Source organism: Streptomyces sp. NPDC001880, assembly GCF_053594575.1.
Genome location: NZ_JBSFET010000003.1, coordinates 85,706 through 98,114, shown reverse-complemented (window position 1 = coordinate 98,114; position 12,409 = coordinate 85,706). Strand labels below are relative to the sequence as shown.

The 12,409-nt window shown below is 71.3% G+C and carries 12 protein-coding genes and 2 pseudogenes; 6 read left to right on the top strand and 8 right to left on the bottom strand.

The genetic code is table 11. The annotated features are described in order from the left end of the window. Positions 1 to 237: 237 nt before the first annotated feature. The 4 genes and pseudogenes from ACWCQ6_RS03105 to ACWCQ6_RS03090 all read right to left on the bottom strand — a co-directional run bounded on the left by ACWCQ6_RS03105 (position 238) and on the right by ACWCQ6_RS03090 (position 4,187). Positions 238 to 585 (bottom strand): hypothetical protein, encoded by a 348-nt coding sequence (locus tag ACWCQ6_RS03105; protein WP_451085121.1) that lies wholly within the window; start codon positions 583 to 585, stop codon positions 238 to 240. A gap of 239 nt (positions 586 to 824) precedes the next feature. Next, positions 825 to 1,292 (bottom strand): annotated as a pseudogene (locus tag ACWCQ6_RS03100) (response regulator); the annotation flags it as partial. Between the two features lie 154 nt (positions 1,293 to 1,446). Beyond that, positions 1,447 to 3,441, bottom strand: a complete 1,995-nt coding sequence (locus ACWCQ6_RS03095; RefSeq protein WP_451085034.1) for an FtsX-like permease family protein — start codon at positions 3,439 to 3,441, stop codon at positions 1,447 to 1,449. Beyond that, positions 3,441 to 4,187 carry an ABC transporter ATP-binding protein gene (locus ACWCQ6_RS03090; protein WP_451085033.1) on the bottom strand — a complete coding sequence of 249 codons (747 nt, stop codon included), beginning with the start codon at positions 4,185 to 4,187 and terminating at the stop codon, positions 3,441 to 3,443. The genes ACWCQ6_RS03095 and ACWCQ6_RS03090 overlap by 1 nt, the downstream gene beginning before the upstream one ends. Before the next feature lie 151 nt (positions 4,188 to 4,338). Here ACWCQ6_RS03090 and ACWCQ6_RS03085 point away from each other — a divergent pair, with 151 nt between their 5' ends. Next, positions 4,339 to 5,616, top strand: coding sequence for a sensor histidine kinase (locus ACWCQ6_RS03085; protein ID WP_451085032.1), 1,278 nt, complete (start codon positions 4,339 to 4,341; stop codon positions 5,614 to 5,616). Further along, positions 5,604 to 6,269, top strand: a complete 666-nt coding sequence (locus tag ACWCQ6_RS03080) for a response regulator (protein WP_451085031.1) — start codon at positions 5,604 to 5,606, stop codon at positions 6,267 to 6,269. The genes ACWCQ6_RS03085 and ACWCQ6_RS03080 overlap by 13 nt, the downstream gene beginning before the upstream one ends. A gap of 28 nt (positions 6,270 to 6,297) precedes the next feature. Here the strand turns inward: ACWCQ6_RS03080 and ACWCQ6_RS03075 are convergent, their stop codons facing one another. The 3 genes and pseudogenes from ACWCQ6_RS03075 to ACWCQ6_RS03065 all read right to left on the bottom strand — a co-directional run. Beyond that, positions 6,298 to 7,455: a glycosyltransferase family 4 protein gene (locus ACWCQ6_RS03075; RefSeq protein WP_451085030.1), complete on the bottom strand. Its 1,158-nt coding sequence runs from the start codon at positions 7,453 to 7,455 to the stop codon at positions 6,298 to 6,300. A 47-nt stretch (positions 7,456 to 7,502) separates the two neighbouring features. Next, positions 7,503 to 8,744: an FkbM family methyltransferase gene (locus ACWCQ6_RS03070; protein ID WP_451085113.1), complete on the bottom strand. Its 1,242-nt coding sequence runs from the start codon at positions 8,742 to 8,744 to the stop codon at positions 7,503 to 7,505. Between the two features lie 240 nt (positions 8,745 to 8,984). Further along, positions 8,985 to 9,128, bottom strand: a pseudogene (locus tag ACWCQ6_RS03065) (fumarylacetoacetate hydrolase family protein); the annotation flags it as partial. Positions 9,129 to 9,209: 81 nt separating this feature from the next. On the opposite strand from ACWCQ6_RS03065, the gene ACWCQ6_RS03060 reads away from it, so the two are divergent. Beyond that, a complete protein-coding gene (locus ACWCQ6_RS03060; RefSeq protein WP_451085029.1) occupies positions 9,210 to 9,413 on the top strand; it encodes a DUF7008 domain-containing protein in 204 nt (67 codons plus the stop codon). Between the two features lie 59 nt (positions 9,414 to 9,472). Here the strand turns inward: ACWCQ6_RS03060 and ACWCQ6_RS03055 are convergent, their stop codons facing one another. After that, complete coding sequence (locus tag ACWCQ6_RS03055) at positions 9,473 to 9,865, bottom strand: winged helix-turn-helix domain-containing protein (RefSeq protein WP_451085028.1); 393 nt, start codon at positions 9,863 to 9,865, stop codon at positions 9,473 to 9,475. Here ACWCQ6_RS03055 and ACWCQ6_RS03050 point away from each other — a divergent pair. The 3 genes from ACWCQ6_RS03050 to ACWCQ6_RS03040 all read left to right on the top strand — a co-directional run bounded on the left by ACWCQ6_RS03050 (position 9,864) and on the right by ACWCQ6_RS03040 (position 12,346). Beyond that, on the top strand, positions 9,864 to 10,211 hold the full coding sequence (locus ACWCQ6_RS03050; protein ID WP_451085027.1) for a LuxR C-terminal-related transcriptional regulator: 348 nt from the start codon (positions 9,864 to 9,866) through the stop codon (positions 10,209 to 10,211). The genes ACWCQ6_RS03055 and ACWCQ6_RS03050 overlap by 2 nt on opposite strands. Positions 10,212 to 10,530: 319 nt before the next feature. Next, the gene (locus tag ACWCQ6_RS03045; RefSeq protein ID WP_451085026.1) at positions 10,531 to 10,791 is read left to right on the top strand and encodes a hypothetical protein; all 261 of its coding nucleotides are present in this window, start codon (positions 10,531 to 10,533) and stop codon (positions 10,789 to 10,791) included. Positions 10,792 to 11,176: 385 nt separating this feature from the next. Beyond that, complete coding sequence (locus tag ACWCQ6_RS03040) at positions 11,177 to 12,346, top strand: hypothetical protein (RefSeq protein ID WP_451085025.1); 1,170 nt, start codon at positions 11,177 to 11,179, stop codon at positions 12,344 to 12,346. The last annotated feature ends 63 nt before the right edge of the window (positions 12,347 to 12,409 follow it).

Sequence of the window (12,409 nt, the reverse complement as noted above, 5' to 3'; positions counted from 1 at the left end):
AGTTAGCTCGTGAACGGTTCACGAAATCCCGTCCAGTCGATTCAACTGGGCGGGATTTCGTGGTTTTCAGGCTTGGTACGACGCGGATGCCGCTCGGGGAAGCCCGGTTCGGTGCCGTGGGCACGGTGAGCGGAGCTGGCTGTGGCTGTGCGGGCATGGCGAAGCGGCCGCAGGACTCGGGTGGTCCTGCGACGCGCTGATGGCTGTGCGGTTGTGCCTGCTTCGACGGTGCCGTTTCTACGGTTCGGGCGGCGGAGCGGAGTTGCTGGCCGCTACGTCTTCGATGGGGTTCTCGTAGGGGTCCGGAGTCTCGGGGATATCACGGAGGGTGTAGTTCTCTTCCTTCCACAGACGCTGGTCGCGCAGGAAGGACTCAATGGTCCGCAGGTTTTCGACCATGAGCTGGACGGCGCTCAGCAGGGTCTGAGCTACGCGTCCCCGGCTCTGGCGCTTCTCGCGGGAGTGCAGGAACGTCTCGACGTTCTTGGCGCGGCCGTTGAGTCCTTCGACGTGGCTGCGCAGACTGCGGTGCGCCCGTTGCCAGGCTGCCCGGCCCCAGGGAAGGTCCTGGCGGAGCTTGGGCATGATGTCGACCGGCACGGTGATCGTGGACTGCTGGCAGATGACTGGACGCTGGTAGGCGGGCCGTTCTGGCGGGCGCACCGTCGGCCTGGCGTCCGGATGGGCCTGCCTGGCACGGTGGTTGGTCGGGTCGATGGCGTGGGGCTGGGCACGGGCAGGGCGGCGTGGTGCGTGACTGCGGCGGCGGTGGGCGCCGGCGGTGTCGCGTTCCTGGGCCCAGGGGCAGGTCCGAGGCGGTTGACGATTCCGCTATTCGTCAGTCCGGTCGCCATGAGTTCCAGCACCTGGCGCTCCCGCGGGGTCAGCAATTCCGTCGCGCGCTTCTCGCGCGGACTTCCCACGAACTGCTTGAAGATGTCCGAGTCGAGCACGGTCTCCCCCTGCCGGACCCGGTGCAGCGCAGCGAGGAACTCCGCGAAGTCGCCCACCCGTTGCTTGAGCAGATAGCCCGTACCGGCCGGTGCCTCGCGGACCAACTCCTCGGCGTACGTGGGTTCCACGTACTGCGAGAGCAGCAGGACGGCGGTGCCGGTGCCCAGCCGCTGGATCTCGACGGCGGCCCGAATGCCTTCGTCGGTGTGGGTCGGCGGCATCCGGACATCCATGATGACCACGTGCGGCCGGGCCGTCCGCACCACTTCCACAATCCCTGTCGCGTCGCCCAACGAAGCGACGACTTCAATGCCCTCGTCCGCCAGCAGCCTCGCCATTCCCGCTCGTAGGAGCGCGGAATCCTCGGCGATCGCGACGCGCATGGAGCTCCTGCTGGTTAAGGTTCGTGCCCACCGATTGGCGGACGCGTGTCGCCGAATGGTGTAGGGAAGTGTGGGGCTGTCAGCATAGGCGTGGCGCGGCGGTCACCCTTTACTGGCGCGTGGCCGTCGTGGCGGTGCTGACCTGGCGCAGGAGGCGCCCGGTCGCCGCGAGACTCACCACCACCCCCACCAGGACGCACGCCGCGACGAGCGTTCCCAGGACGCCCCACGGCACGCTCAGCGGCACCTCGCCGCCGAAGACGCTCAGCGACCCCTGGTAGGCGTGGGCACCCCACGCCACCACCGCGGCCGCGATCAGCGTCCCCAGCACCGTGGTGGCCAGGGTCTCCCACAGCGCCATCCGCCGGACCTGGCCCGCGCTGACACCGATCATCCGCATACCGGCGATCTCCCGGCCGCGCCTGCTGTAGGACATGACCAGGGTGCTCGCCACCGCGATCAGCGCGTACAGCGAGGCGGGCACGGTCAGCACGGCCAGCACCAGGCTGTTCATCCGATCCTGGTAGGTATCGGCACTCCCGAACCACGTCTCGGCCGGCAGCACCCGCACCCGGTCGGCGCCGAGCCGCTCGGTGAGCTCCGCCGCGGCCGCCTCGACGGAGGCCGCGCCCCGCTCGTCGAGCAGCACCGCCGCACGCTCCGGGCGCGGAGCGGGAGAGGCGCCCCGGGTGTCCGGCGGCAGCACCACCGGGGGCACGGCGGAACCGCCGTCCAGCACCGCAGCGACCTTCGCCCGGACCGGCTCGCCGCCGAACAGGCTGTAGGTGACCGTGGAGCCCGCGTGGTGCCCGTACCACTCGGCGAACTCCCGCGAGACCGCCACCGTGCCCGGCTCCAGTGGCCCGAGGGAGCCGTCCACCACGGTGATCCGGTGCGTACGGGAGAGCGCCATCGGGTCCGCCAGCGCCGCCTGCTCCTTCCACACCGAGTACGGTCCGGCCACCGCGATCTCCAGCGGCGCGGGGGCCGAGACGGCGGCCACCCGCGGGTCCTCCCGCAGCCGGCCGACCGTGTCCTGGTCCAGCCCGGCACCGTCCCGGGCGGGCTCGACCACGAGCTGAGCGGTGGTCCGCGCCCGGTCGTCCGCCGAGGTCGCCGCGCCCGTGGTGGAGAGCACCGTGGTGAAGATCCCGACGATCGCGAGGATCGCCAGCACCGGCCCGACCAGCGACGCGGTCCGCCGCCGGGAGGTACGCACCGACTCCGCCGCCAGCCGTCCCGCCACCGGGTCCGCCCAGCGCAGCGTCAGCGCCATCAGGCGCAGCAGCGGCGGCAGGTACAGCGGCCCGAGCAGGGTGGCCGCGACGGCCAGCGCCATCGTGCCGAACAGTGCCAGCGGCGTCGCCGCCTCGGCGCCCGAGCCCGGCGCGAGCGCCACCATCACCGCACCGGCGAGCAGCGCCGCCACACCGGTCACCGCACGCCCCACCGTCATCGTGCGGGAGTCGAGGTCGGCCTCGCGCAGGGCCTCGGTCGGCCGTGCCCGGGAAGCCCGCTTCGAGGCGGCCACCATGCCGAGCAGGGCGATGACCAGACCGCTGCCCGCGGCGAACACCGAAGGCCACAGCAGCGGGCCCGTTCGCAGGTCGACCGGCGACAGACCGGTCCCGTTCAACGCCTCGACGGTGACCGGCGCGGCCACCGCGGCGACCACGCAGCCGACCACCGCGGCCGGCACCGCCACCGCCAGGGACTCACCGAGCGCCATCCGGCGCACCTGACCGCCGCCCGCCCCCACCAGGCGGAGCAACCCCATGTCGCGGCGGCGCAGCGCGATGCCGAAGGCACCGGTCCCGGCGATGACGAAGACCGTCACGAACGCCGACACCACCCCGGCCATCGCCAGCACGCTCTGCACCCCGCCCATGTCCAGGTCACCGCTGGAGAGGGTGCGGGCCGCACCGGTGCCGTCCTTCAGGGTCGCCGAGGGCGTCGAGCCGTCCGGCGTCCCGTCCACCGCCCAGGTCGCCGCGAGCGCCGACGCCGAGACGCCGATCAGCGCGACGCCGAGCGCGAGCGCGACGAACGTCCCGGCGAACAGGGCCCAGTAGTGACGCACCGACTGCAACGAGATGCGCCACATCACCGCTCCCACAGGCTGAGCTGCTGGGCGACCGCCTCGGCCGTCGGATGGTCGAGCTTGCCGACGACCTGGCCGTCGGAGAGGAAGACCACGCGGTCCGCGCAGGCGGCGGCCGCCGGATCGTGGGTGACCATCGCCACCGTGCGCCCGGCCCGGTCGACCGTGTCGCGCAGCAGCTCCATGATCTGCCGCCCGCTGCGGCGGTCCAGGGAGCCGGTGGGCTCGTCGGCGAACACGATCTCCGGCTCGGCCACCAAGGTCCGCGCGATCGCCACCCGCTGCTGCTGGCCACCGGAGAGCTGCGCCGGGCGCCGGCTCGCCATGTCCGCCAGCCCCACCTGACGCAGCGCCTCCATGACCCGCTCCCGGCGCACCCGCCCGCGCTGCAGCCGCAGCGGCAGCGCCACGTTCTCGTACGCGCTCAGCATCGGCAGAAGGTTGAACTGCTGGAAGACGAAGCCGATGCGGCTGCGGCGCACCACGGTCAGCTCGCGTTCGCCGCAGGCCGCCAGGTCGGTCTCACCGAGCAGGACCTTGCCGGAGTCGGGCTTGTCGAGCCCCGCCGCGCAGTTCAGCAGCGTGGTCTTGCCGGAACCGGAGGGGCCCATCACCGCGGTCAGTGCCCGCTGCGGGATCCCCAGGCTGACCTCGCGCAGTACGGGGACGGGACCCGCGGCGCTCGGATAGCTCTTGGAGACGCCCGCGAGCTGGATGGCGGGGAGCTGGATGTCGGTGAGCAGTGGCATGTTCCCAGTCCAGCAGAGGCGAGGGCCCGGGTCAGTGGGTCTGCGAGGAGTGTCGGGGGGAGGGTTTTCCCTACCACCGGCGCCCGCCGCCGGGCGGTTAGAGTGCCGGGGTGCACCCGCCCGCGCCACGGCCCTCGGAGGAACACCGACCATGACCGTTGCCGTCTGGGAGGCCGTGCGACGGCGTCCGGTGCGCTTCCTGGTCTCCGCCTGGCCGCTGCGCTCCTGGGCCTTCCTGCTGAGCGGCCTGGTCGTGGGACCCGTGGTCCTGCTCCTGTGCGCCGCCCTGTTCCTGGTCGGCGTGGGCCTCTCGGTGGTGGGCGTCGGGTTGCTGCTCCTGCTGGCCCTGGCCGTCCTCGGCCTGCCCGTCGCGGCCCTGGAGCGGCGCCGGTTACGGCTCGTCGAACCGGAACCGCTGCTCGACCCGCACGGCTCCCTGCCCGGGACGAGCGCGCTGCCGTGGCTGCGTACCCGGCTGCGGGAACGGGCGACCTGGCGCGAGCTGGCGTACACGCTGCTGCTCGGGATCGTCTTCACGGCGACCGGAATCGGTTTCGCCGCGCTGCTCGGGTTCTCGCTGATCCTCATGGCGACACCCGTGATCGTCTGGGCCATCGCCCCCGACACGGTGATGCTGGTGCCCGGACAGCCGATCTCCGACCCCGTCGCCGCTCTGCCCGGCAGCGCCGCCGGGCTGTTCGGCCTGGTGGTCTCGGCGTACGCGGGCGGGCTGCTGGCCGGTGTCCAGGTGCGCGTCGCCCAGTTCCTGATCTCCGCCCGCGACGAGGACTTCAGCAACCGGGTCATCGAACTCACCCGTTCCCGGGCCCGGTTGGTCGACGCCTTCGAGGCCGAGCGCCGCCGCATCGAGCGGGACCTGCACGACGGCGCCCAGCAGCAGCTCGTCGCGCTCACCATGACGCTGGGCCTGGCCGAACTGGAGCTGCGCGGCCAGGACTCGGGCGCCGGGCCGCTCGTCACCCGGGCCAGGGGCGAGGCCCGTCAGGCCCTGGAGCAGCTGCGTTCGCTGGTACGCGGCATCCATCCGCAGGTGCTCACCGACCACGGACTGCCCGCCGCGGTCGCCGAACTCGCCCTGCGCAACCCCATTCCCGTCACCGTCGACCTGGATCTGCCGCACCGGCTGCCGTCCGCCCTGGAGACCACGGCGTACTTCACCATCACCGAGGCGCTCACCAACGCCTCCAAGCACAGCGGCGCGGACCAGGTGTCCATCGTGGGCCGGCTGCGGGGCGACACCCTCGTCCTGCTCGTCACCGACGACGGCCACGGCGGCGCCGACCCCGAGGCCGGTGCCGGTCTGCAAGGATTGGCGGACCGGGTGGCCATTCTGAAAGGCAGGCTCATCGTGACCAGTCCCGTCGGCGGACCCACCCAGCTCCGTGTGGAGGTTCCGTGCTCCGCGTAGTGCTGGCCGAGGACGCCGTCCTGTTACGCGCCGGACTGGTCGAACTGCTCTCCCGGGTCGGACACCAGGTGACCGCCGCCGTCGGGAACGCCGAGGAGCTGGCCCGCGCGGTGGAAGCCGACCGGCCGGACGTGGTCATCACCGACGTACGGATGCCGCCCGGCTTCCGCGACGAGGGGCTGCGCGCGGCCCTGGAACTGCGCCGCGAGGATCCGTCCCTGCCAGTGCTGGTGCTGTCGCAGTACGTGGCCACCGCCTACGCCACCCAGCTGCTGGGCGGTTCGCCGGCCGCGGGCGGCCTCGGCTACCTGCTGAAGGACCGGGTCGGGGACGTCACCGATTTCCTCGACGCACTCGACCGGGTCGCCTCCGGGCAGACCGTGATCGACCCGGAAGTGGTGCGGGTGGTGCTCCAGCAGGGAGCCGCCGACAAGCCGCTCCAGCGGCTCACCCCCCGCGAGCGGGAGGTGCTCGCCGTGATGGCGGAGGGCCTCAACAACCAGGCCATCGCGCAGCGGCTCACCATCACCGAGGCGTCGGTGGTCAAGCACGCCAGCAGCATCTTCATGAAGCTGGACCTCGACCCGGCCGAGGGCAACCGCCGGGTCCTCGCCGTGCTCGCCCATCTCCGTCGCGAGGACCCTTCGGCCTGAGCCCCGGCGCCGCGCCGCCCGGCCCGGGTCACTCGCCGAAGGCGCGGGTCCGCAGCCGGTCGGTGCCCGGGGTGAGGAGCTGGTTCAGGCGGTCCGCCGACGCGTCCCAGGACCAGTGGTCCTCCACCCACGTCCGCCCGGCCTGCCCCATGGCGGCGGCCCGCACCGGATCGGTGAGGACGGCCGAAACGGCGTCGGCGACGGCGGACGGGTCCGTGCCGTCGACCACCGTGCCCGTCTGCCCGTCGAGCACGGTGTCCGGCGCGCCGCCCGAGTCGCCGACCACGACGGGCAGGCCGCTGGCGGACGCCTCCAGGAAGACGATGCCCAGCCCTTCCGCCTCCAGCCCCGCCTTCCGGGTCCGGCAGGGCATGGCGAAGGCGTCGGCAGCCGCGTAGTACGCGGCCGTCGAGGCGTGGTCGAGGCCCCCGGCGAAGACGACATGGCCCTCCCCGTACCGGCCCGCCAGCTTGTGCAGCCGCTCCCGGTCCGGGCCGTCGCCCACGATGAGCAGCACCGCGTCGGGCACCGCGCGCCGGATGCGGGGCAGCGCCCGTATCAGCGTGTCCTGGCCCTTGCGCGCCACCAGCCGGGAGACGCACAGGACGACCTTCCGGCCCACCAGGCCATGGCGTTCACGGACCTTCCTCGCCTGGCCGGGCGCGGGCCGGAACTCCGCCGTGTCCACCCCCGGCACCAGCCGCGCGAGCTGGGCACGGGGCCCCAGAGCGGGCGCGATGCGGCGCCGGGTGTACTCGCCCAGGTAGGTGACGACATCGACATGGTCGCCTATGCGTCGCATGACCTGCCGCGCCCCGGGAGTACGGGCCCACCAGATCTCGTGGCCGTGCGTGGTGGCGACCAGGCGGCGCAGCCCTCCGCGTCGCAACGCCGGCGCCATCGCGGCGAGCGGCGCCGCCGCCCCGAACCACGCCCGGTCGCAACCGTGTTCGCGGGCGATCTCCAGGGCCCGCCCGGTCACCCTGGGGGTCGGCAGCAGCATGCGGCTGGGGTCCCTGATCACCGGGAAGGGCAGCGTGGCGTCGTACGCCGCGGCGCCCGGTTCGGACGAGGTGTAGACGACCACGTCGTTGCCGGGGACGCGTGCCGCCATCGCGTGCACGAACGTCTCGATGCCGCCTTGGCGCGGCGGGAAGTCGTTGGTGACGATCAGGGTGGTGTTCATGAGTGGTCGCTGCCTCACGGAGGTTGCGGGAACGGGGGACGGGGCGGTCAGGCGGTGAAGAGGTAGTTGCGGTGGTCCTCGGTGATCCAGGGGGCGGTGACCCAGCGGCCGTGCTGCCTGCGGTGCGCGCGGTAGCCGTAGCTCCCCAGATGGCTCAGCACTTCGGCCGGGTCACTGCCGTACTTCGCGAGGTGCCGGTGCTCGATCTCCAGGAGCAGCGTGGGCCGGTGCCGCCGCAGCGTGGCGGAGCCGCCGCGCAGCACGGCCAGTTCGGCGCCCTCGACGTCGGCCTTGATGAAGGAGAGCCGTTCGAGCCCTGTCTCCAGGGTGAGCTGGTCGAGCGTCCGGACGGGTGTGCGCACCGTACGGGCGGTGCGGAACTCTGCGTTCGGTCCCGGTCCGCGACTCCCCTCCAAGAGGTAGGCCCGGCCGTGTACCGGCAGCCCTCGGCGAACCGGCAGGCTCAGCGTGCCGTGTCCGGTGCGGGCGCCGAGGGCGGTTCGGTGGACCGTCACGTTGCGGGCGCCGAGCAGCCGGGCGGTGGTGCGCAGCCAGCCGCTGGGGCCGGGCTCGACCAGGGGGCCCGGCGACAGCAGGGCGCTCGGTAGGACCGCCAGGACCGTCCCGGCCACCGCCACCCCTGTGGCGCGGACGGCGGCGGACAGCCCCGTGCGGTGGGCCAGGAGGGCCGCGACCACGGCAAGAGCGGGCCACGCCGTCCACTTCAGGGAACACGCCAGCGCGAGGGCGAGCCCGGCGGCCACCGGACGGTGCCGGGCGGCCAGCGCCAGCGTCAGGCAGAGCAGCCCGATGAGCGGCAGGTCGACACCGCTGACGGCGAGCGGCAGCGCCACCACCGGCGAGGCGATCAGCGCGGCACCGACGAGCCGTCCGACGCCTCTGCCGCCGAGGACACGACCCGCCGCCCAGAGGCAGCCGAGGAAGGCCGCCGCGCACCAGAGCCGCGCGTCCCCGAGGAACCGTAACGGCTCCCAGCCGTCATCCAGCAACGCCCCCGGCAGCCCGAACAGCGCCATGCCGGGCAGGTAGGGGGTGACCTCCACGACGGCCTGCGGATCGGCCAGGTAAGGAGTGCCCTGACCCATGGTCAGCAGCCCGGCGCGCTCCACGACGCCGACCTCGCTCTGCGCCCCACCGGTCAGCACGAGCACCGCGAGGGGCACGAGGACGGCCCCGAACCCGGCGATCCACACCGAGACGGCCCGGCCGCGCGAGCGCCAGGAGATGACCGCGACGGCCGCGCACAGATACCCGACGCAGGCGCTCATCCCCCAGAGGCGGTGCGGCCCGAGTGTGGAGACCAGCGGGAACGCGGCTGCCCAGGCCGCGGCCGCGAGCCATCCGCAGCACCACAACTTCCGGCATTTCAAAGACTGTTGTACCTGGTGAGTCAGCACCAGGCCATTGCAGCCAACTCTCCGACCCAGGTCATGACAGCCAGGTCGAGACCTGATGGTGGGGTTTCCCCCACCATGTGCGGGGCGGGTCCACGAAGTTCCTTTGGATGTGGGCTGGAGAGGCGGGAGCAGACGCACCTCGGACACGTGTGGTCCTGGTGGCACGTCCAGGGCTGTCACGCCGGCGTCCAGCAGGTCTGGCAGGCCGCCTCCTGCGCGGACCAGTTCCGTCAGTGAGCCGACGCCGGGCACGGGGCAGCCCGTTACCGTGACCAGACCGGAGACTCCGTACACATCCACAGTGAGCTGTCGCTGCTGACCCAGGTAGAGCGCGGGTTGCTGCAGGCGGGGCTGCAGGAGATCATGCCGTGGGTCCACCAGTGGTACGACGCGTACGAAGAGGAGTGGGGTGACAACCCCGCCCAGGAGTTCCAGACCGCGCTGAACCGTGGCTGTGCGGACCGCAACCTGTCACAGGACGACCTCCGCGCCTGGCGCCCGGAGAAGAAGAGGGCTGGCCGGAAGAAGGCCGCCGAGTAGGGCGCGGGTCGACGATCGAAGGGGCCTTCAGACGGACACGCCTGAAGGTCCCAGGCCCATCAGGTGGTCTTGCCCTCGTCCGGCTCGCCAGCGGCTGCCTCCGGAGCCCCGATCACGTACGTCCCCTTCGCGGGCAGAGTCGCGACGAGTTCGCGCCTGCGTAGTTCCACGATGGCGCGACGTACGGTTCCGATGCTCACCCCGTGTAGCTCTGTCATGGCGCGCTCGCCCGGCAGGGCAGCGCCCTGCGGGAGCTTGCCGGACGCGATGTCGGCGGCGATGGCCGGCGTCGAGCCACGAGTGGAGGCAGCGCGGTGCGGGCCCTGCGCCTTGAGAGGCCCGCGATACTGATGTGCTCGCGTCAGTAGCGCGGGATAGGTTGGGGCATGATTGCCGCCGCACCCAGGGCACGGGGCTCTGCTGGGAACAGCGGCATCAGAAGGGGCCAGCATGTCCAAACGGTCCGATGCGGCGGATGCGGCCTGCGCCTACCGGCGAACCGGAATCGCCCCGGTGAGTGCGACCGGACGACTCAAGGCGCTGACGGATCGGGAGAAGGAAGTCCTTCTCCTGCTGGGCACAGGGTTAGGCAACCGGCAGCTGGCGAGTGAGCTCGGCATCGCGGAGCGGACGGTGAAAGCCCATATCGCTCGTATAGCGGAGAAACTGGGGCAGGAGACTCGGCTGCAGGTTGCAGTGCTGTCCGTGCTCTCCCACAACGCGCTCTGCGTCGATCCGTCCTGTCCGTGCCAAAGCTCCGCACTGCCGCCCGGCGCCCTGGAGGCGTCTGCCGCGTGAGCGCAGGCCCCGCCCGGCCCTCTGACCCGGGGCCGGGCGCGGTCTGTCAGACGGATGCTCCGTCGGGCACCGCCCGCCGGGTGGCCGTGACCGCCTCGCTCCGACCGGACGCCCCCCGGGATACTTCCGCAAGGTGTGGCCGACAGGCACGCGCGGGCATCGGGGAAGCCGACCTCAACGCACCTGCGCGTGAGATTGGTCTCATGTGCGTTCCCTGTGAGGTGCGGATCCAGGGCGACCGGAAGTGCCATGATGAAAGTGTAGGGATCTTCATATCTGCGTGTCGGAGAGGCCGGCATGCCGTAGCGAGGAGCACGACATGGCCCCCGGATCCGCAGACAGCCCCGCGACTCTCTACGGGCCCGTCTCGCTCGTCCTCGGTACGGTTGCTCTGATCGCCGCAGTGTTCGCCGGCTTCCTCGGGATCGCGATCCCGTTTCTGCTCGGCAGCCTCGCCGTCACTTTCGCGCTCCTCGGCCTGGCCCGCAAGCTCAACCGAGGCCTGTGTGCCATCGGCCTCGCCACCGGATCCCTGGGCGTGCTGTACCCGATCTTCCTCGCCGCTGCCCTGAGCGCCTGACGAACTCCGTGCCTGCGGGCCCCCCATTGCGGCCTGCCCGAGCGCGCCTTCGGTCCTGCCTCCGCGGCGCGGCCGGTATCCCTTGATGGCGCCTGCGCGCAGGGCGCCCCGCACCGTTTCGGCGCTCTGCATTTCGCGCAGCACGGATTCGGTTGTCATGAGCATGAAATTCATTGCCCTTTCGGGCACTGCCCACCGGGGCAGTGCCCGAGGAGACACTTACGCTGCAACCCCCTTGATTCCTACGGTCGTTGACGCATCCCCTGCAGGTCCACCGGCCTTCGGGCGGGAGGCGGTGCTGCCGGCCGATGCCTGGCAGGGAGGAGCGGGGCTGCTCGCTCCCACAGATCAGCAGTGACAACGAAGAGGACGAAAGGGAAGATTCATGCAGCTTTCTCGTTCCGCCAGGGTGGCGGCGCTGTCCTTGGCCCCGCTCACACTTGTCGTGACCGGGTTCCACGCGTCCGCCGCCCCCGGCCAGGACCCGCGCCCGGGCGCTCCGTCGTTCTCCATGTCCGCCCTGTCCTCCGGCGAACTGAACGACGTGTCGGGCGTCGGCGCGAACAGCGTCGAGGGCAGGATGCTGGCAGCCCAGGGGTTCGGTGTCATGCGGGCGGCTTCGGGAGAGACCGCTGTCGTCGACCGTTCCTCGGCCCGCGAGGGGATCACCGCTGCAGCCGGCAAGTCCTTCGTGGAGCTGTCGTGGAAGAGGTACGCGAAAGACGCCCGCTACGTGGTCACCCGCGACGGCAAGGAGGTGGCCCGTCTGGGCGCAGGGGTCACCTCCTTCCGCGACACGAACGTGACACCGGGCGCCGACTACCACTACCAGGTCGCACCGGTGCTGCCGGAGAACGGTTCCTCGCAGGCACGGCTTTGGGGGATGAAGGTGTCCGTCCCGGCCTCCGGATCGCTGACGGCTCTGCGCGAGCAGGCGGCTTCCCGGGCAGTCGCCGCAGGCGTTGCCAAGACGTCCACCCTCTCCTGGATCGCCTTCATCCCGCAGAAAAAGATCGACGCTCCCCCAGCGGGCTGTGACTACGGCAGCAAATTCCAGTTCGGCGGCGACGGACGCAGCAAGTTCGACTGGAAGTCGAGCAAGTACCGCACCGCCCTGCACGCCACGGTCACGTGGAAGACAAAGAAGGTGGTGGCCAACAAGGACATCCACTCCACCAACGTCTACGTGAAGAAGACCGGCAAGAAGGTCGCCACCAAGACCGCCACCTCCAAGTACATGTCGGCCAAGAAGCTGGGCTCCGGCAGCAGTTACGTGGACGTGCGGATGTCCCTGCACGCCACCAATCCCTTCTGCAAGGGTCTGGGCAGCGTCAAGGGGGCCATCAACGGGGCCCTCACCATCAACCTGACCAAGAGCGGGAACTACACCATCCGCTCCGGCAAGCACCGCCTGATGCCCAACCACCACATCTACATCTACGACGGCGGCAAGGTCACCAACGTCTACACCCGGAAGTATGCGAACGCCGCGTGCCTGATCGGTTCGGTCGCCTGCCCCGAGGCTGATCTGACCGGCTACTACGGCAAGTTCTAGCCTCGAACTCTCGAAACGGTCCGCCGACTCAGTCGGCGGACCGTTTCGCGTTCTGTGGCCGGT

What these genes read in the sequence shown, in the direction of transcription:
- ACWCQ6_RS03050 (WP_451085027.1), top strand. Translation starts at nt 9,864, where the DNA reads ATGTCCAAACGGTCCGATGCGGCGGATGCGGCCTGCGCCTACCGGCGA.
- ACWCQ6_RS03075 (WP_451085030.1), bottom strand. Translation starts at nt 7,455, where the DNA reads ATGAACACCACCCTGATCGTCACCAACGACTTCCCGCCGCGCCAAGGC.
- ACWCQ6_RS03085 (WP_451085032.1), top strand. Translation starts at nt 4,339, where the DNA reads ATGACCGTTGCCGTCTGGGAGGCCGTGCGACGGCGTCCGGTGCGCTTC.
- ACWCQ6_RS03095 (WP_451085034.1), bottom strand. Translation starts at nt 3,441, where the DNA reads ATGTGGCGCATCTCGTTGCAGTCGGTGCGTCACTACTGGGCCCTGTTC.
- ACWCQ6_RS03055 (WP_451085028.1), bottom strand. Translation starts at nt 9,865, where the DNA reads ATGCTGGCCCCTTCTGATGCCGCTGTTCCCAGCAGAGCCCCGTGCCCT.
- ACWCQ6_RS03070 (WP_451085113.1), bottom strand. Translation starts at nt 8,744, where the DNA reads ATGAGCGCCTGCGTCGGGTATCTGTGCGCGGCCGTCGCGGTCATCTCC.
- ACWCQ6_RS03090 (WP_451085033.1), bottom strand. Translation starts at nt 4,187, where the DNA reads ATGCCACTGCTCACCGACATCCAGCTCCCCGCCATCCAGCTCGCGGGC.
- ACWCQ6_RS03040 (WP_451085025.1), top strand. Translation starts at nt 11,177, where the DNA reads ATGCAGCTTTCTCGTTCCGCCAGGGTGGCGGCGCTGTCCTTGGCCCCG.
- ACWCQ6_RS03105 (WP_451085121.1), bottom strand. Translation starts at nt 585, where the DNA reads ATGCCCAAGCTCCGCCAGGACCTTCCCTGGGGCCGGGCAGCCTGGCAA.
- ACWCQ6_RS03045 (WP_451085026.1), top strand. Translation starts at nt 10,531, where the DNA reads ATGGCCCCCGGATCCGCAGACAGCCCCGCGACTCTCTACGGGCCCGTC.